This window comes from Kribbella sp. NBC_00482, from assembly GCF_036013725.1.
Lineage (GTDB): Bacteria > Actinomycetota > Actinomycetes > Propionibacteriales > Kribbellaceae > Kribbella.
In genome coordinates, this window is sequence record NZ_CP107881.1 from 1,953,066 (window position 1) to 1,970,770 (window position 17,705).

Annotated in this window: 16 protein-coding genes; 4 read left to right on the forward strand and 12 right to left on the reverse strand. The window is 67.7% G+C overall.

Annotation, left to right across the window (positions count from 1 at the left end; translation table 11 throughout):
* Positions 1 to 305: 305 nt before the first annotated feature.
* Together OHB24_RS09775 and OHB24_RS09780 are read left to right on the forward strand one after the other, a co-directional pair.
* Positions 306 to 1,244, forward strand: a complete 939-nt coding sequence (locus OHB24_RS09775) for an EamA family transporter (protein WP_327638639.1) — start codon at positions 306 to 308, stop codon at positions 1,242 to 1,244.
* A gap of 477 nt (positions 1,245 to 1,721) precedes the next feature.
* Complete coding sequence (locus OHB24_RS09780; RefSeq protein WP_327638640.1) at positions 1,722 to 2,315, forward strand: hypothetical protein; 594 nt, start codon at positions 1,722 to 1,724, stop codon at positions 2,313 to 2,315.
* A gap of 433 nt (positions 2,316 to 2,748) precedes the next feature.
* Here the strand turns inward: OHB24_RS09780 and OHB24_RS09785 are convergent, their stop codons facing one another.
* Positions 2,749 to 3,459 carry an SDR family NAD(P)-dependent oxidoreductase gene (locus tag OHB24_RS09785; RefSeq protein ID WP_327638641.1) on the reverse strand — a complete coding sequence of 237 codons (711 nt, stop codon included), beginning with the start codon at positions 3,457 to 3,459 and terminating at the stop codon, positions 2,749 to 2,751.
* Positions 3,456 to 4,535 carry a histidinol-phosphate transaminase gene (gene hisC, locus OHB24_RS09790; protein ID WP_327638642.1) on the reverse strand — a complete coding sequence of 360 codons (1,080 nt, stop codon included), beginning with the start codon at positions 4,533 to 4,535 and terminating at the stop codon, positions 3,456 to 3,458. Before hisC ends, OHB24_RS09785 begins: the two co-directional genes overlap by 4 nt.
* Before the next feature lie 155 nt (positions 4,536 to 4,690).
* On the opposite strand from hisC, the gene OHB24_RS09795 reads away from it, so the two are divergent.
* A complete protein-coding gene (locus tag OHB24_RS09795; RefSeq protein WP_327638643.1) occupies positions 4,691 to 5,563 on the forward strand; it encodes a dimethylarginine dimethylaminohydrolase family protein in 873 nt (290 codons plus the stop codon).
* Positions 5,564 to 5,575: 12 nt separating this feature from the next.
* On the opposite strand, the gene OHB24_RS09800 is transcribed toward OHB24_RS09795, so the two are convergent.
* Together OHB24_RS09800 and OHB24_RS09805 are read right to left on the reverse strand one after the other, a co-directional pair.
* On the reverse strand, positions 5,576 to 6,193 hold the full coding sequence (locus tag OHB24_RS09800; protein ID WP_327638644.1) for an S-layer protein: 618 nt from the start codon (positions 6,191 to 6,193) through the stop codon (positions 5,576 to 5,578).
* A gap of 19 nt (positions 6,194 to 6,212) precedes the next feature.
* Entirely contained in the window at positions 6,213 to 7,823 is a 1,611-nt protein-coding gene (locus OHB24_RS09805; RefSeq protein WP_327638645.1) for a phage tail tip lysozyme, read from the reverse strand.
* Positions 7,824 to 7,995: 172 nt separating this feature from the next.
* On the opposite strand from OHB24_RS09805, the gene OHB24_RS09810 reads away from it, so the two are divergent.
* The gene (locus OHB24_RS09810) at positions 7,996 to 8,664 is read left to right on the forward strand and encodes a GntR family transcriptional regulator (protein ID WP_130388172.1); all 669 of its coding nucleotides are present in this window, start codon (positions 7,996 to 7,998) and stop codon (positions 8,662 to 8,664) included.
* A gap of 7 nt (positions 8,665 to 8,671) precedes the next feature.
* Here OHB24_RS09810 and OHB24_RS09815 read toward each other — a convergent pair whose 3' ends face one another.
* The 8 genes from OHB24_RS09815 to OHB24_RS09850 form a co-directional block, all read right to left on the reverse strand.
* Positions 8,672 to 10,705, reverse strand: a complete 2,034-nt coding sequence (locus OHB24_RS09815; RefSeq protein WP_327638646.1) for a hypothetical protein — start codon at positions 10,703 to 10,705, stop codon at positions 8,672 to 8,674.
* Positions 10,702 to 11,916, reverse strand: coding sequence for an enolase C-terminal domain-like protein (locus OHB24_RS09820; protein ID WP_327638647.1), 1,215 nt, complete (start codon positions 11,914 to 11,916; stop codon positions 10,702 to 10,704). Before OHB24_RS09820 ends, OHB24_RS09815 begins: the two co-directional genes overlap by 4 nt.
* A complete protein-coding gene (locus OHB24_RS09825; RefSeq protein WP_327638648.1) occupies positions 11,913 to 12,731 on the reverse strand; it encodes an SDR family NAD(P)-dependent oxidoreductase in 819 nt (272 codons plus the stop codon). Before OHB24_RS09825 ends, OHB24_RS09820 begins: the two co-directional genes overlap by 4 nt.
* Positions 12,732 to 12,741: 10 nt before the next feature.
* A complete protein-coding gene (locus OHB24_RS09830) occupies positions 12,742 to 13,551 on the reverse strand; it encodes a carbohydrate ABC transporter permease (RefSeq protein WP_327638649.1) in 810 nt (269 codons plus the stop codon).
* Positions 13,538 to 14,425 (reverse strand): carbohydrate ABC transporter permease, encoded by an 888-nt coding sequence (locus OHB24_RS09835; protein WP_134129831.1) that lies wholly within the window; start codon positions 14,423 to 14,425, stop codon positions 13,538 to 13,540. Before OHB24_RS09835 ends, OHB24_RS09830 begins: the two co-directional genes overlap by 14 nt.
* Positions 14,422 to 15,705 carry an ABC transporter substrate-binding protein gene (locus OHB24_RS09840; RefSeq protein ID WP_327638650.1) on the reverse strand — a complete coding sequence of 428 codons (1,284 nt, stop codon included), beginning with the start codon at positions 15,703 to 15,705 and terminating at the stop codon, positions 14,422 to 14,424. Before OHB24_RS09840 ends, OHB24_RS09835 begins: the two co-directional genes overlap by 4 nt.
* A gap of 182 nt (positions 15,706 to 15,887) precedes the next feature.
* On the reverse strand, positions 15,888 to 16,595 hold the full coding sequence (locus OHB24_RS09845) for a FadR/GntR family transcriptional regulator (protein WP_327638651.1): 708 nt from the start codon (positions 16,593 to 16,595) through the stop codon (positions 15,888 to 15,890).
* Positions 16,592 to 17,698, reverse strand: coding sequence for a DUF4185 domain-containing protein (locus tag OHB24_RS09850; RefSeq protein WP_327638652.1), 1,107 nt, complete (start codon positions 17,696 to 17,698; stop codon positions 16,592 to 16,594). Before OHB24_RS09850 ends, OHB24_RS09845 begins: the two co-directional genes overlap by 4 nt.
* Between the last annotated feature and the right edge of the window lie 7 nt (positions 17,699 to 17,705).

A 17,705-nucleotide genomic window follows, 5' to 3' on the forward strand; every position in this document is an offset into this window, starting at 1 on the left:
CATCTTGCCGGACACCGTACCGACGAGGTGCCTGATTCGCTAACTGTCTGGACTCCGGCGGGTACGGCGGTACCGAAATCGGTCCTGCGGTGAGACACCAGTCCAACCACTGGTCCTATCGGCACGCTCATATTACAGAGATCGGGCATCCGGGAGACAAGTGTCACAAATGGATCTCGACGTCCGTCCGTTGGCGGGAATCCGTGGGTCGGTGGCCGGATTCCGCCTTGTGCGGGAGTCGTGGCGAGCCATAGCGTAAGCATCGTTCTTACAAAACACCCCTGACAACCTCGAGGAGGTTCCCGATGGCCGCGTCTGCTCCCGCCAGAGTGGTCGAGACCGGTTCCGGGACGGCCTCGGGCGCGATGATCTGGACCGCCCTCGCGGTCGTGTACGTCGTCTGGGGTTCGACGTACCTGGCGATCCGGGTCGTGGTGGAGGCCGAGATCCCGCCGATGCTCGGGATGGCCACCCGCTTCCTCACTGCCGCGTTGCTGATGGCCGCCGGCCTGGCCCTGAAGTCGGGCTGGCAGCGGCTGCGGATCACCCGCCGCGAGGCGATCGGCGCGGCCACGGTCGGCATCCTGCTCCTTGCCTTCGGCAACGGGGCGGTGGCGATCGCGGAGCAGACGGTGCCGTCCGGACTGGCGGCGCTCCTGGTCGCCGCGATCCCGTTGTGGCTCATGCTGCTGCGGGTCGGCGGCGGCGAGCGGCCGCGGACGATGACCTGGGTCGGCGTACTGATCGGGTTCGGCGGGGCGGCGCTGCTCGCGTTGTCAGGTGGCAACACGAGCGCGAAACCGCTGTCGGTGGCGATCCTGGTCGTCGGCACGATCTGCTGGGCGACCGGCTCGCGCTACGCGCCGCAGCTCGGCCTGCCGCGGGATCCCCTGGTGACAGCGCTCTACGAGATGGTCTTCGGCGGTACGGCGATGGTGTTGCTCGGCGTACTGCGGGGAGAGCCGGGGCGACTGCACCTGGACCGGATCCACGGGTCCGGGTGGATCGCACTGGGCTACCTGGTGGTCTTCGGGTCGCTGCTCGCGTACACGGCGTACTCGTATCTGCTGGCGAACGCACCGATCTCACTGGTGGGCACGTACGCGTACGTGAACCCGGCCGTAGCGGTGTTCCTCGGCTGGCTGATCCTGAGCGAGAGCCTGACCTGGCAGATCCTGCTCGGCGGCGCGGTGATCATCGTCGGCGTCGCGCTCGTCGTCACCTCGGAGCGCCGGCGCTCGTAGCGCTCGTAGCGCTCGTGACAAAAGAAAGACCCGGGCCCAAGGGACCCGGGTCTCCCACCGCTGCCGATGCGCGCGGCAGCGGGTCTGGCTGCCGGTCGCGCCGTGCCCCGAAAAACACGGCACAAATCTCCGGCAATGGTTCCAACATATTCCGACGAATCGTGCTATTGCCAATTCGGCAGCCACCGAGCCCACCGAAACAATCTCCTGATTCATCGGGCTTCTGTCACCCGCGCTGACTCAACGACGTACTTCGAGGTCGGTTACGGGACGTTCTGTCTCAACTTCCACTCACTACGATTGCCGACAAGTTGCCTGGTCAGCACAAGATTTGCTGCTCCGTCAGGGAACTCATCACCGGACTACTATGCGATCCGGTACCCGGAAAATACTTGACGAAAAAGTTTGTAACCGCCCGTGCCAGGTGTCGTTAGCACTAAGACGAATCCGTCAAAACCCGAAAGGAAACCTGGCATAATGCAGGTAACTCGTAAGATCGTCGCCGCTGCAGCGGTGGCGACTGTCGCCACCCTCGGTCTGGCCACCGTCGTGAGCGCCAACGTTCTCGACGACGCCCAGCAGAAGGCTCAGGTCACCGGCCTGGCCGACGCGGTCTCCTCGGCCAGCAAGGGCTACGACGGCGACCACGCTCGCTGGTGGGGCGCGAAGAAGGACGGCTCGCTGGTCGCCATCGACCGCAACGACCTCGGCGCGTTCCAGGCCTGCCACAACTTCGGCTCGGCCACCGGCATCGGCGGCACCGTGCCGGCGCAGGACATCACCGGCATCGTGGGCTGGGGCAACGACGGCAACAGCGTCACCGCCGTCAAGACCTGTGAGCAGAGCAACGAGCAGAACCGCAAGTGGTACAAGGCCGACAGCAACGGTGTCGTCTCCATGAGCGACAACAAGGTCGGTCCGTGGCAGGTCTGCCACAACGAGATCTCGGGCACCGGCATCGGCGGCACTGTCCCGCTGACCAACCCGGTCGGCATCCTGGGCCTGGACAACGACGGCAACTCCGTCGACTCGCTCAAGACCTGCGAGCAGAGCAACGAGCAGAACAACTGACCCTCCCTGGTCAGTGATGCAGGACCCGAACCAGTCACCTCGGTGGATTGACTGACTCGGAGCACCAAAAGCGGCGCCGGGAGCAAGCCTCACTCCTCCCGGCGCCGCTTCTTTGTGTGTGGAAGTAATCAACCCCCGCGTGCTACGCAGGCGCTTGCTTCGTCGCTCCGCTCCTCAACGCGCCCGCTACGCGCGCTCCCACCCACCCTCGGCTTAGCGCCGAAGCATCCATTTCCGGCTAGCGCCGTGAGTTGCGGGCTACCGCCCGCGAGCGAGTACGCCGTCGACCCGTGCGCGCCTGAACCGACTGCCCGCGCCGGGGCACCCGCCCCCAAAGCAGCCCGCCGCCGGGGGTTTGAACAGGTTCTGGGGGTGGCGGACAGGGTATTTCCTGTTCAGCGGGGCCGGTTGGGGTGCACCGCCTCGGCTCGGGTCAGAGGGTTCGGAGGTCTGTGCAGGTGCCGTTGGGGAGGTGTCGGGCTAGGAGGGACCAGATGCCGGTGGCTGCTGTCTCGGGGGTGGTGAGGGCGCCGGTGGTTTTGAGGTTGTGGAAGCGGTCTACGGCGGGGAAGTCGGTTTCGGGGGTGGATCGGATTTCGGATTGCATGGCGGTGTCTACTACGCCGGGGGCTACGGCGATGATGCGGCAGCCGTCGGTGGGTTGTTCCTGGCCTACGGTGCGGACCCAGTGCTCTACGGCGGCTTTGCCGGCGTTGTACGACGACCAGCCGGAGTACGCCGTTGTCGCGGCGCCGGAGGAGAGCATCACGAGGTGGCGCTCGCAGGTGAGGTGCGCGGACGCCCGGAGGAACGCGGCCCCGAGGACCTGGGGTGCGGCGGAGTTCAGCAGCACCGCTCGGGTGTAGGCGTCCGGGTCTGCTCCAGCCGCCGGGCCGATCGGAGTGATCGTGCCGGCGTTGTGGATGAAGACCACGCGGTCGCCGTCGTACGTCGACAGCTCGGCGGCGAAGTGCTCCGCGACGCGGGACCAGTCCGCGGGATCCGCCAGGTCCGCCTTGAAGTGTTCCGCCGTACCGCCGCGGCGTGAGATGTCGACGACCCGGGCGTCCGGGAACGGCACCGTCGCGGCGAGCGCGGCACCGATCCCGGCCGAAGCACCCGAGATCCAAACGAGAGCGCTCACTGGCGCCAGGTACGGGCGACGTTCAGGAACAGGGCATTGGCCTCGGGTTCGCCGATGGTGACGCGGACGCCTTCGCCGGGGAACGGGCGGACCGAGACGCCCTCGGCCTGGACGGCCTCGGCGAACCGGACGGTGTCCTCGCCGAGCTCGAGCCAGACGAAGTTCGTCTGCGACTCCGGGACGTCCCAGCCGGCAGCCTGCAGCGCGGAAACGACCCGCTGACGCTCCTCGACCAGCGCGTCGACCCGCTCCAGCAGCTCCTCCTCGACCGCGAGGGACGCGATCGCGGCCGCCTGGGCCACGTAGCTGACGCCGAACGGGAGCGCGCACTTCCGGATCGCCGCGACGACATCCGGGTGACCGATCGCGTACCCGACCCGGAACCCGGCCAGCCCGTACGCCTTCGAGAATGTCCGCAGGACCAGCACGTTCGGCCGGTCGCGGTACAGCTCGACCCCGTCCACGACGTCGGTCTCCCGGACGAACTCGCGGTACGCCTCGTCGATCACGACCAGCACGTTCGACGGTACGGCGTCCAGGAACGCGAGCAGCTCGTCGCGTCGTACCACCGGGCCGGTCGGGTTGTTCGGCGTACAGACCAGCACGACCTTGGTGCGGTCGGTGATCGCGGCCTCCATCGCCTTGAAGTCGTGGCGGGCCTCGGCGGTCAGCGGCACCTTGACCGACGTCGCGCCGGTCAGCTGGACCGCGATCGGGTACGCCTCGAACGAGCGCCAGGCGTAGATGACCTCGTCGCCCTCCGCGACCGTCGCCTGCAGCAAGTGGTAGAGCAGCGCGACCGACCCGGTCCCGACCGCGAGGTCGCTCACCGGTACGCCGAACCGGTCCGACAGCGCCTCGAGCAGGTCAACGGCACCCATGTCCGGGTACCGGTTCATCTGCGCGGCGGCCTCGGTCGCGGCCGCCAGCACGCCCGGAAGCGGCGGGTACGGGTTCTCGTTGCTGGACAGTTTGTACGTCGGGCGACCGTCGGAGCGCTCCGGCGGACGGCCCGGCTTGTAAGCCGCGACATCGTCCAGGCAGGCGCGAAAGCGAACCTCGTTGTCAGGGGTCATGCCCGCAGGTTAGTCCTTACCCGCGCCCCGGAACCACCCTCCCGGAAGCGACGTACAGCACGCCGTTTGACTCCGGATTCATCGAGCCTCAAACTGACTGATTGTCGGACAATCAGGGGATCGGGCAATAGACCCGAGCGTCGTCAGGAGGGTTCATGGGACAGCCGCTGGAGTGGGGTCGTCGCTATCTGATGGTCCGGCCGGAGCACTTCCGGATCGACTACGTGATCAACCCGTACATGTCGACGCAGGACCAGCCGGACCCGGCGCTGACGCTCAAGCAGTGGGAGTCGCTGCGGCAGGCGATCGTGGACGCCGGCGGCGAGGTCGAGGTCCTGGCGCAGCGGGCCGACTCACCGGACATGGTGTACGCGATGAACCTCGGACTGGCCGCCGCGGACGGCCGCGCGATGCTCTCGCACATGCGGTTCGAGCCGCGCCGGAAGGAGTCGCTGACCGCGGCCGGCTGGTTCACCGAGGCGGGGTTCCGGCTCGACCGGACCGGCGGTGAGGGTGTCGGGCCGCACTTCGAGTCCGGGGACGCGTTCGTGTTCGGCGACAGCCTGGTCGTCGGGTACGGGCCGAGGACCGAGGAGGCGGCGCTCAAGCACCTGGCGACCGAGTGGAACGTCCGGGTCCGCGGGCTGCGGATCGCCCACGAGGGGATGTACCACCTGGATCTGCCGTTCTGTCCGGTGGACAGCACGCACGCGATGATCTACCCGCCGGCGTTCGACGCCGCGAGCCAGGCCGAGCTGTCCGGGATCGTCCCGGACCCGATCGTGCTCACCGACGAGGAGGCGTTCGCGTTCAGCGCGAACTCGATCGTGGTCGGCGAGACGATCATCATGCCGGCCTGCTCACCGCGGCTGCGCGGCGTCTTCACGGGCCTCGGCCTGCGCGTCGTCGTACTGGACCTGTCGGAGTTCCACAAAGGCGGCGGCTCGATCCGATGCCTGACGAACCCGCTCGACTTCCCGCTGTCCCAGATCACCACGCCCGGCGGGGAGCTCATCCTCCCCGCCTGACCGCGGGGCGGCCTACTTGCCGGTGGTCCAGATGACGTCGAGGGTGTTGATGTCCCAGCCGTAGCCCTTGATCCACTGGAGGGCCTTCTTCTTGCCCTGGGAGCCGAAGACCTCGATGACGATCGAGATCGCCTCCGGGTTCGTCGGGTCGGTCTTGGACTTGGTGTACGTCGCCTGGAAGCCGTCGCCGACGTACGGGAGCTGGCTGATGATCGGGTACTTCAGCTTGAGCCGGGTCTGGAACTGGTCGTACTTCTTGCCGGCCTCCTTCTCCAGCTCCTGCTCCTCCTTGGGGTTGTTCTTGGTCCACTCCCGGCCCTCGGCGCTGTTGGCGTACAGGTACATCTTGTAGCTCAGCGCGTCGTTGCCCGAGGTGAAGGTCTGGGTGTAGCTCTGGAAGCCACGCCGCGAACCCTCCAGGGTGTGCTCGCCCGCCTTGATCTTGACCTCGCCGTTGGCCGGGATCTCGTGGCCGTCCAGCTTCAGGGTCAGGTCGTTCGGAATCGACTGCACGGTCAGCGTCGTCTGCGATCCGCCGCCGCGGAACAGCACGACGCCGCCGACCAATATCAGGACCACCGCCAGTACGACGACGCCGATCATGAAGGGCCGCCGGTTCTCGTCCAGCATTCGCTGCTCCTGTCCTTGCTCAGCTCGCCGGTTGCGGCGCGTTCTTCAGCCGGAAGACCCAGAACTGGCCGCCGACGTCGTACAGGTGACCGGCCTCCGGCACGTGGCCGCCCAGGGAACCCGAGGCGGAGTCGTACCCGCCGCCTTCCGCTCCCCAGGGGCCGACGTACAGGTAGGTGTGACCGGGCCCGTTCAGGATGTCACCCGGTTTCATGCCGCCTGGCGGCACGGCATGCCAGTAGTCGTACTTCCCGGAGTCCTTCATGTAGTCGAACTGGACCCCGGTCGACACCTTCGGGAAGTCCGGGTCGGCGCCGCTCATGCGCATCACGGTCGCGACGAAGCGTCCGCAGTCGCTGTAGGGCACATAGCCGCTGGAGCCGTCGTTGAACTTCTCCATCGCCTCGACGAACTCCGGCTTCGCGATGCTCGCGTCGGTGCCGTCGTGACCGTCCTCGGGCCAGGCAAGGTTCTTCGCGACCTCGGCGATGTTGCCGCTACCGGCGCCGCACCCGCTGCCGGTGCCGGCGTTCTGCGCGCCGCCCGACGCCGGCGCCGAACCGGCGAACTGGTCGAACACGTGCCGCGCGTTCGCCTTGCGGTCGGCGTACGTCGGATGGTTCGGGTTCTCGTGCCCGCCGAACCGCTCGAACTTGTCGCCGAACTCGTATGCAGCCTGCTCGACCGATGTCGCCGCCTTGATCGCCCGCCCTGCCGCGCCTTCCGCGAGCGGACCCTGGCCGTCGAGCTGCTTGATCAGGAATTCCAGTTGGTAGCCCAGGGAGGCGATCTTGTCGTCCTGGACACCGGCGTCGCGGGACGGGTTGATCATCTTGCCGGCCGGTGTCCACTGCACGATGCCCCAGCCGAGCGGGGAGTCGACCACTTGGTCGGGCGGGCTGACGACGCCCGGATCGGTGTTCTGCAGCCGGGCCGGCTCCACGCTGGACTCGGCGATCATGTTGCCGACGATGCCCGCGGCCTGCTCCTTGGAGTAGCCGTTCTGGACGAAGAAGTTGAAGGCCTTCTGCTGGTTGTTGGACCCGGAGAGGTTGCCGTCGACGCAACTGCACCCGCTGCCGGACTTCGAGTCGAGCTCGAAGACGTTCTCCTCCGGCCTCGGAACGATGGACCACTCGTTGTTGTTCTCCTGGTCGGCCCACATCTCCCAGTGCAGGTGCGCGCCGGTGAGACCGATCGGGGCACCCTCGGTGTCGCTGCCTTCGTCACCGGTGCCGGCGGTGCCGATCTGGTCGCCGCGCTTGACCTCAGCGCCGTTGCTGACGCTGATGGTCTTCATGAACTTGTACCGCGTCTCGACGCTCTCGAGGCGGATCCGGACCTCTTTGTCCTTGGCCATGACGACCTTGCCGTCCTGGGACGCATAGACCTTGGCGTCCTCGGCGACCTGGAAGTCGTAGCCCTTGTGGATGAAGGTCCAGTCGCCGTCGATCTCGTGCCGGTCGGTCGGCCACCCCATCAGGGGCTGGTCCTGGGCGTGCTGGGCGCACTGCGCCTCGGCCGAGTCCAACCCGCCCATGACGCCGAGCAGCATCAGCAGGATGATGATCAACGGCAGCAACAGCACCAGGCCGATCGCGCCGAGGAGCTGAAGGGGACTGATCTTCACGCCTTGCTCCTCGCTGCTCAGTGTGACTTCCCGTGCTGGTCCGCGGGAAGGGGCGGCCACTAGGGGAAATGCTGCCCGAAAACCGGGTCATGTGCCGGAAGTTATCCACAGGGCGACCGGCCGGGGCCGGGTCGGGCGCGACAACGGACCGGGTCTGGACGAGAATCACACCATGTACGAACGGCTGCGGGTGGACCGCTCGACCACGGTGGACCGGGTGGTCGACGCGCTGCGCGCCGCCCTGTTCGCCGGTGATCTGGAGCCGGGTACGCCGCTACGTGAGCAGCCGCTCGCCGAGGCGCTCGGGGTCGCCCGGAGCACCATCCGCGAGGCGATGACGATGCTGGTCACCGAGGGCCTCGCGGTCCGCGAGCCGAACAAGGGTGTCAGCGTCGCGATCCTGCACCCCGACGCGGTGGCCGACATCTGCCGCGCCCGGTTCGTGCTCGAGTCCGCGGGGATCCGGGCCTGGTACGACGCCGACGAGGCGGCCCGGGAGCGGGTCCGGGAGGCGATGCGGGTGTTCGCCGCGACCGCCAAGGACGGCGCCGACCCGGAGGCCCTGACCGAGACCCACCTGGCCATCCACCGCAGCCTGGTCGCGCTCACCGGCAGTGAGCGGCTGATCGCGACCGCCGACTCGGTCACCGGCGAGGCCCGGCTCGCGCTGGCCCGGGTGGACGCGCTGCGGCAGGACGCGCGCCAGCAGGTCGCGTCCCACCGCAAACTCGTCCGGTTGCTCGAGCGGGGTGAGCTCGACGAGTGCGTCGAAGAGCTCCGTCGTCATCTCGCCGGTGCCGAGGAGTCCCTCCTCGAGGCCATCGCGATGCCCCCCGCCTGAGAAGCCCTCAGACCGGTCCGTCCGCCGTCACGTCGTAGGTCTTCGAGCCGACCCGGAGGCCGGTCAGGCGGGCGTCCGGGTCGAGCGCCGCGACCTGCGGGCTCGCGGTCACGGTGCCGTCCAGGGCGACCTCGATGCCGAAGACGCCTTCCAGGACCAGGCTGACCCAGGCGCCGGATGACGAGCATGCCCAGTCGATCAGGTACGGGAACTGCGGCGGCGACTTCCGCGCGCCACCGGCCATCGGCGGCTGCGCCTCCTCGACGAAGTGCGCCTGACCGCACGGGCCCTGGTTCGCGGACTTGGCGAGACCCGGCAGCCAGTCCAGCAGTACGTCGCCGCGCCCGAGCGCGAACAGTGCGCGCCCCGCGTCCGCCGGCCACGCCGGGTACGCGCCGTTCCACTGGTGGTCCGGACGGACGCTGAACGCGGCATCCGCGTCGTACGGCGACAGCGCGCGCATCCACGTGGGTGTCTGCAGCTCCCGCTGGAAGAACGACACCATCTCGGCGCACTGCGACTCGGACAGGTCGTCCGGGATCGTCGTACCGATGATGTTGAAGTCGTAGCAGTGCCGGACCGGGACGAGCGAGCCGTCCGGCTGCCGCGCGTGCCAGAACCCCTTGCCCTCGGCATACAGCTCGTTGACGTGGCCTGCCTGCGCGGACGCCTCCTTGCGGAGCAGAGCAGCACGGTCCGTGTCACCGGAGCGGTCTGCGACCTCAGCCGCCACTCGCAGGCACCAGACGTTGGCCGCGTTGAAACTGGCCACCTCGTGCACGTAGCTGCTCACGCACTCCAGCAGGTTGTCGATGCCGCCGTAGTCGGCCAGCGCATGCTCACCGCGCAGTCCGCGCCAGGCGGTCGCCCAGTCGTGCACGTGCTCCCCCACCGGCTTCGGACCCACCTGAGCGTCGAGGAACGCCGAGTCCCCCGTGAAGCGCACGTAGTCGCGCACCAGCCGGGTCATGGCGAAGTCGTTCACCGAGTACCACTGCCCGACCGGTCCCCCGGTCAGCCACTCGGTGCCGAAGTGCTCGTGGATGTCCAGGTCGATCCAGTGCTCGATGTGCTTGCGCATCGGCTCCGGGTCCAGCAGCGCATGCGTGAGCGAGGACAGGCTGTAGTCCCAGATGAACGTCGTGGTCTGCCAGTACCGCGGCATCAACGTGTCGTACGTCCGCCCGAGCACACTGGCCGGATTGTCACGCCGGAACCAGATGACCCCGAGCACGCCCCACCAGTACAGCTTCTGCAGCGCCTCGTTGGACGTCTCCAGCTCGGGCAGCGACCCGCTGAAGCCGTCGCTGGAAGGGTCGAATGCGTCAGCCAGCGCTACGTCCCACATACTCTCGGCCACCGCGAGCACCGCAGGTACCTCGGCCACACACACATCGAAGTGCTCCGTCGCTGCGTCCAAGGTCTCGGCCAGCACGTGCACGTAGGACAGCTGGGCGTGCCCGGAGGCATCCAGTACGACGCTGGTCTCGAGCATCGACCTGTCCACGACAGCGGGGACATCCAGGCCCTGCAAGCTGACGGCCGAGCCCGACTGCCCCGTCCCGACCACTCGATCGCCCAGGGCAGTCAGCGTGTTCGGTTCGGATGGAGGCTCCGGGCGCAACCAGCCTGTTGATGAGCGGGTCGCAGTACTTGCCAACAGGAGGCCGAGTCGGACGGAGCGCCCAGGTAGCCCGGTCACCTCCAGATGTACGACGACGGCCGGGCGCCCGGGGGCGCAGGCGGTGGTGGTGCGGATGTGGAGATCGTCGACAGTCGTGGACCGAACGACGCAGTCCGGCCGCCACACCACTTCCACCGTCCCGCCGTACGAGCGCGCCAGGCGCCCGTCGACGTACAGCTGCCCGGTGATGGTGTCGCCGTGCGAGTACGGCGGGAAGTTGACGCTCCTGATCGCCACGACGTCGTGGTCGACCTGCGCCGTACCCAGGAAGTTGGTCAGCCCGGGCGGGTTGAACATGTCGTCGTACGTGTGGATGAGTACGTCGCTCGCCAGGTCGGCGGAACGCGGGATCGTCATGAGGGGTCGGCCCAATCGGTGTTCGGGAGCAGGGGGTACCAGTCCGGGCGGGCCGGATCGCGGTCGTAGGGATACGGGCCGAGTTCGCGGAAGAGTTCGGCGTACTCGGCCAGCTTGTCGCGGTCCAGCTCGACGCCCAGGCCGGGCGCATCGGGGACCGCGATCGCGCCGTCGGCGTAGGGAAGCTTGCCGCCGACAATGACGTCGTCACGCAGGTGGTGGTAGTGCGCGTCCGCGGCGAACGACAGGTTCGGTACGACGGCGCCGAGGTGCAGCATCGTCGCGAGTTGGATGCCGAGCTCGCCGGAGGAGTGCACCGCGACCCCGAGCTGGAACGTCTCGCAGACGCCGGCCGCCTTGATGCACGGCCGGATACCGCCCCAGAACGTGGTGTCCAGCAGGATCACGTCGACCGCGGGGTCGCGGACGTTGGCGGCGAGCTGCTCGAAGTTCACCACGACGGTGTTCGTCGCGAGCGGGATCGGGGTGTTCTCGCGGACCCGGCGCATCCCGTTCAGACCCCAGGTCGGGTCCTCGAGGTAGTCGTTGTCGAGATCCTCGATCCCGCGGGCGAACCGGATCGCCTCCTCGACGCTGAACGCGCCGTTCGGGTCGAACCGCACGCGGTGCCCGGGGAGCGCCTCGGCCAACGCACGGAAGCACTCGCGTTCGTAGTCCGGCGGGAACACGCCGCCCTTCAGCTTGTGCACACTGAACCCGTGCTGGTCGACCAGCTCGCGGGCATGCGCGACCAACTGCTCCGCCGTACGGATCTCGCCCGTGCCGTCGTCGTTCGGGTGCCGGAAGAACAGGTAGCTGGCGAAGGGAACGTGCGAGCGCACCTTGCCTCCGAGCAGTTCGTGGACCGGTACGCCGAGCTCGCGGCCCTGCAGGTCGAGACACGCGAACTCGATTGCCGCGAGCAACTGGGTCCGGTTGTTGTACAAGCTCGCGGTGGGGTTGGCGAGCATCCAGCGCAGCGCCTCGGTGCGCGCCGGGTCGTGACCGAGGAGATACGGTTTGAGCCCGGTCACCGCGGCCTCGGCGCTCTGCCCGCCGCCGCCCATCTCGCCGAGACCGACCAGCCCGTTGTCGGCCTCGACCTCCACGACAGTCCGCACGAAACGTCCCCAGTGCGCTCCGTTGCTGTGCCGCAGCGGCGCCTCCAACGGCATCGTGACCGTGGTCGCGCGTACGTCGACGATCTTCACTTGGCGTCCTCCGGCAGTACGACGGCCAGCCCGGCGGTCAACCCGCCGTCGACCTTGACGTCCGCTCCGGTCACGAACGACGCGGCCGGGGAGGACAGGAAGTAGATGACCTCGGCAACCTCTCCCGGCGTCGCGACCCGCCCGAGCGGGTGCGAGCGTCCCCATTCGGCGACCACGTCGTCCGTCGTACGGTCGCCGGCGAACTGCGCGGCCGACGTACGCAACATCGGCGTGTCCACGGATCCCGGGCAGACCGCGTTGACGCGGATCCCGTCCGGAGCGTGGTCCACCGCCATCGCCCGTACGAGGCTGAGCAAGGCGCCCTTACCCATCGAGTACGCCGCTACGCCCGTCTGCGCCGCATACGCCTGCACGGACGACACCACGACAACACTGCCGCCACGCGACATCCGAGGGACGAACGCCTGGCACGCGAAGAACACGCCGCCGACGTTCACCGCCATCACCTCGTCGTAGACCGAGGCGGGTGTGTCGACCACGGTCCCGTACCGCTGGACGCCCGCGGCGCAGACCAGCGCGTCGACGGGCCCCACCTCGGAGGCGGCCGCGGCGAGCGCCTCGCGGTCGGAGACGTCCACGACGACGCCTGTCACCTGATCACCCAGGGCTGACAGCGCTTCCGCGTCCCGGTCCAGGGCAATCACCCGGTCTCCCGCGGCGACGAAGCGTTCGACTGCACCTCGTCCGATGCCGGCGGCACCGCCGGTCACGACGACTGTGCGGCCGCCCCCCACCCCGCCGCCGGAGGCGGCGTTCGGTTCTCCGCCGGAGGCGGCGTTGGACTGCTGCGGCATCTGGGTCCTTTCAGAACTGGCCCAGGGCGAGGCCCCGGGAGAAGAAGCGTTGGGCGGCGAGGAAGAGGATGACCGTGGGCAGCGAGACGAGCAGGCCGCCTGCCAGCACGGTCGGGAGCGAGGCCCCGCCGTACGTGCTCTGCAGGCCGGTGAGGGCCGGCATGATCGGGCGGACCGAGTCGGACTGGCTCAGGGTCAGGCCGAGCAGCAGGTCGTTCCAGACGAACGTCGCCTGCAGGATGAAGATCGCGGCCAGCGCCGACCCGGCCATCGGCAGGTAGATGCTGCGGAAGATCCGGAACAGCCCGCCGCCGTCGACGATCGCGGCCTCGAACACGCTGCGCGCGATCCCGGTGAAGAAGTTCCGCATCACGAACGCCGAGAACGGCACGCTGATCGCGGTGTAGACGATGATCATCCCGATCCGGGTGTCGTACAGCCCGGAGTTCGCGTACCCGGAGAACAACGGCATCAGGATCATCTGCAGCGGAAAGATCGTCCCGCCGAAGATGAACACGAACCAACCGAAGCCGCGCTTCAACCGCAGTACGACGATCGCGTACCCGGCCGCCGAGCCGATCAGCACCGCGACCACCGGCGCGATCACGCTGTACATCGTGGTCGCCACCAACGTGTCCCCGAGCGCCGCCTTGCTCCACGCGTCACCGAAGTTCGCGAACAACGAGAACCCGGCCGGCTTCCACACGGTCTTCGCGTCGTACCCGTCGACGGACTTGGACGCGTTCACGACCAGCAGGTAGACCGGCGCAAGCCAGATCAGCCCGAGTACGACGAGAAGCGCGGTCTTAACCCTGTTCACGAGCATCCCCCAACTGGTAACGGAGGTAGAGGATCGACGCCGCGAAGGTGACCAGGCTCAGGAACAGCGCGATCGCGGCGCCCTGTCCGTAGTCGTTCAGCACGAACGTCTCCTTGTACATGGACAGTGCCAGCGTCTCGGACGACGTACCCGGGCCACCTTGCGTCATCACCCAGACCACGTCGAACGTCTTCAGGCTGCCGACGATCGAGAGCCCGATGACCACCGTGGTGATCGGCCGGAGCTGCGGCCAGAGGTGGTGGCGGAACAGGCTGAACCCCTCCGCGCCGTCCAGCCTCGCAGCCTCCAGCGGCTCAGCAGGGATCGACTGCAGGCCGACCACGAACAGCAGCGCGTTCACACCCGCCGCCTGCCAGGTGACCGCCACGATCATCATCAGCGTGTTGCCGGGACCTGCCTGCAGCCAGCCGGTGTGGGCACCCGGGAGCCCGAAGAACCCGAGTGCCTGGCCCAGTGCGCCGTCCGGCTGCAGTACGAAGCCCCAGATGACGCCAACGGCCACACCGGAGATCGCGTAGGGCAGCAGGAACGGCAGCCGCAGCCACGTGCCCCACTTGTGCCCGTAGGTCAGTACGGCGATCAGTAGGCCGAGCGCCACGGGCAGTGTCACCATGCCGACCACCCACAGCAGCGTGTTGACGAGTGCCCCGATCAGATCGGGGTCACTGAACATCGCCTTGTAGTTGGCCAGCCCCGACCACACCGGTGACGCCAGCCCGTCGTAATCGGTGAAGCTGACGTACGTCGTCCACAGGAACGGCAGGTACAACAGGAGTGCGACGACCGCTACAGCTGGTAGGCCGAACAGGGGCGCCTTGCGCGCCCCCGTCCGGTCAAGGGCCTGATTGCTCACTTCTGCTTGGCCCAGTACGCGTCCGCCTCGGCCTGGATCTTCTGCAGGCCCGGCATCGGGTCACCCGGCTTGGTCACGAACGCGCCGAACACCTCGAGTGCCTTGTTCGCAACCGGTACGGGCGTCGCCTCGAACCAGCGGTTGATCAGCCGGTACCCGTCACCGCCGACGTCCTTGTTCAGCTTCGCCAGCCCCGGGTCCTTGACCTCGGCCTTCGGGTTGAACGACAGGTCGCCGCGGGAGTTCGCCCACGCGGTCTGCGCCTGCGGGGTGACCCACCAGTCGGTCCATTTCTTCACCGTCGACGCGTGGTCACTGGCCGCGGCCGAGCAGACCGGTCCGGTCTCGAAGATCATCGATGTCTTCGGCAGTTCCGGGTTCACGTTCGGGATCACGAAGAAGTCGTAGTCGGTGCCGGCCTTCATCTTCAGCGTGTTCAGGTTGCCGCTGAACCAGGTGCCGAAGTTGATCATCGCGACGTCGCCGTTCTTCAGCTGCGCCTGCGGCTCGGTCTTCGAGCCCGGGTCGCTGAAGTACCCGGCGTCGATCATCTTCTTCCACTCGTTCATCACCTCGACCACTCCTGGGTCGGTGTACTTCGCCTTACCGGCGGCGAGCGCGTCGTACAGGTCCGGGTCCTTACCGGCCAGCAGCGTCTCGAACCAGACGAACGAGAACAGGATGTTGGTCTGGTAGAACGGCTTCACGCCCGCGGCCTTGACCTTGTCCGCCACCTGGGTCAGCTCGGCCCAGGTCTTCGGGGTCTGGGTGATGCCGGCCTTCTTGAAGACGGCCTTGTTGTAGTACATCACCCAGTAGCCGGCGTTCAGCGGGACGCAGTACTGCTTGTCGCCGTAGGTGAAGTACTGCTTGAGCTGCTCGGGGATGTTGCCGTCAGCAATCGCCTTCGTCCACTGGTCGGTGGTCTCGGCAACGAGCTTCTGGTCCACCAGGTCCTGAAGTTCCTTGCCGGTGTGCCACGTGAACAGGTCGGCCTTCTCCTTGGTCCGGAACGAGGACCGGATGAACGCGGTGTACGTGTTCGAGTCGGAGTACCCGACCGGCTCCATGCCGACGCCGACGTCCTTCTTGCTGGCCGCCCCGACCTGGGTGAACGCGTCCTTCCAGCCACCCTTGTCGTTGTAGAACTTCAGCGAGTCGACCGGCTTGTCCTCACCCTTCTTCGGGGCAGCGGCCCCGCCACCTCCACAGGCGGACAGTGCGAGCGCGCCGGCGATCACCAGGGCAGCCAGCGCCTTCCGATTGGTCTTGCGTTGCATTGATGCGTCCTTCCAGCTCAGGGATGCTAGTGCCGTGAGGCGGGGCTACTTCGAGCGATTGCGGTGTTCAGGTGCGTGCATCGGGGTGCTTGAGTAGTGGCCTCGATGCGGAGCATCGTGGGCGCTGCTCAAGTGCCGCGAGGTGCGTGCCTGGGCGCCGCAAGCGCCGAAGGGGCCCCGCCTCACGGCACTGCCAGTCGTTCGTTGATGACGGCCAGTACGCCGTCCAGGTGCTCGCGGGTGAGCAGTTCGGCCAGGTCCGGGTCGCCGGACCTGACCGCGTCGTAGATCGCGCGGTGCTCGTCCAGGTCGGCCTGCCGGTCGCCGTGGATGTGCAGGATCTCCAGTTGCTCCCGGACGTTCACGACCGTGACCGACTCGACCACCTCGGCCAGCGTCGAGTTGCCGGACGCCTGTGCCAGTGAGCGGTGGAAGTCCATGTTCACTTCGGCCAGTTGCGCATGATCGCCGGAAGCAATCAGCTCGGTCGCAGTGTCCAGGTCCTTGGCCATCTGCTCCAGCGCGGCCTCCACACGCGTCTGAGCCGCCAGTGCGGCAACAGGCGGCTCGATGAGGGCACGTGCCTGCAGGAGCTCTACCAAGCGGTCCGGACTCGGTGCCAGCGCCAGGGGGTTGGCCAGGACCAGCCGGCCGACGTTCGGACCGACGTACACCCCAGAGCCGTGCCGGAGCTCGACAGCTCCGGTCGCCTCCAGTCGGCGCAGCGCCTCCCGCACAGTGGGTACGGCGACCTTGAACCGCTCCGCCAGCGACCGCACGGCCTCGAACTGATCACCCGGCGCCAGCTTCCGCTCCGCGATCAAGGCGAGCATCGACGTCGCCAGATCGTCCAGCAGACTACGCCGTACGACGCCTCCCGTGGTGTTCACTTGGCAGCCGCCAGCGTGACCGAGACAAACCGCGGGCGGTAGATGCTCACATCGCCGTACAGCTCGTCGCTGACCAGGCTGTTGACGTTGTAGCTCACCAGCAGCGAAGTACCGCGACGCAGGTCCGGGTGGTCGTGGGAGTTGTACGTGATGATGTTCCCGCCCGTCTCGGGGGTCTGGTACAGCTCGACCGGCTTCACCCACGGACCGGTCGGGGAGCACGAGAAGTACCCGACGACGCGCTTGCTGAACAGCTCGTTGGTGTCGTGCGTGACGAGCAGGTAACCGTCGCTCCAGCGGGTCACACTGTGCTCGTTGGCGACACCCTGGAGCAGCCGGGCAGAGGCGGTCTCGTCACTCGACCAGCCCGAGCCGGTCCAGTACTCCCACGGCTTCGCGGTCAGGTCGTCGCCACGAACCCGGGCGACGTGCTGGTACTTCGCTGCGCCCAGGTCCTCGACGCCGTAGACGTACGTGTACCCGCGGTCCCGCAACAGCCAGCCGGACCACTGCACGTTCGCACTCGACGGAATGGGCGTGAGGCTCTTGAGCTTGAAGGTCTTGGTGTCGAAGCGAGCCAGATAGTTGCTGGCCCAGCGCCAGTCCCACTGGCCCGTCCCGGTCTTCTCGAAGCGCAGCGCGACCACGTCGAGGTCACGGCCGGCGTGGCTGGTCTGAGCTGCCCCGAACCAGTACCAGCCGTTGGACGGCGGCGGAACGAGTGCCGTCGGGTTGGTCGCCGTACCGCCGGTGACCGTCTTCAGCTTCGTGCCCTGCTGGATCACGAACGAGTTGTTGATGAACGGCGTGGTGGTCGGACGGGTGCCGTCCGGGTTCACCGGGCCGAGGAACGTGTCGGAGAAGACCCACGCCGTACGGCCACCGGGGAGCGGCACGGAGTAGGTGCTGTCCGCACCCGTCCAGCCCTTCCCGGTATTGCTGTAGGCGTTGAGCAACCCCTCGGGCGCGGCATGTGGAGTCGACTGGGCGGTCCAGTCCGTCTGGACGGCGCCACAGGTGGAGGCGGCCGCCGGGACCACGGGCACACTCAGGCCCGCAGCCGTCAGGGACAACGCGAAAAGCAGCCCTCTACGTCGTGACATGAAAATG

Coding starts and splice junctions, on each gene's coding strand:
- OHB24_RS09815 (WP_327638646.1), bottom strand. CDS start 10,705: ATGACGATCCCGCGTTCCGCCGACCTGGCGAGCGACGTACTCATCCAC.
- OHB24_RS09775 (WP_327638639.1), top strand. CDS start 306: ATGGCCGCGTCTGCTCCCGCCAGAGTGGTCGAGACCGGTTCCGGGACG.
- OHB24_RS09780 (WP_327638640.1), top strand. CDS start 1,722: ATGCAGGTAACTCGTAAGATCGTCGCCGCTGCAGCGGTGGCGACTGTC.
- OHB24_RS09795 (WP_327638643.1), top strand. CDS start 4,691: ATGGGACAGCCGCTGGAGTGGGGTCGTCGCTATCTGATGGTCCGGCCG.
- OHB24_RS09840 (WP_327638650.1), bottom strand. CDS start 15,705: ATGCAACGCAAGACCAATCGGAAGGCGCTGGCTGCCCTGGTGATCGCC.
- OHB24_RS09850 (WP_327638652.1), bottom strand. CDS start 17,698: ATGTCACGACGTAGAGGGCTGCTTTTCGCGTTGTCCCTGACGGCTGCG.
- OHB24_RS09810 (WP_130388172.1), top strand. CDS start 7,996: ATGTACGAACGGCTGCGGGTGGACCGCTCGACCACGGTGGACCGGGTG.
- hisC (WP_327638642.1), bottom strand. CDS start 4,535: ATGACCCCTGACAACGAGGTTCGCTTTCGCGCCTGCCTGGACGATGTC.
- OHB24_RS09800 (WP_327638644.1), bottom strand. CDS start 6,193: ATGCTGGACGAGAACCGGCGGCCCTTCATGATCGGCGTCGTCGTACTG.
- OHB24_RS09825 (WP_327638648.1), bottom strand. CDS start 12,731: ATGCCGCAGCAGTCCAACGCCGCCTCCGGCGGAGAACCGAACGCCGCC.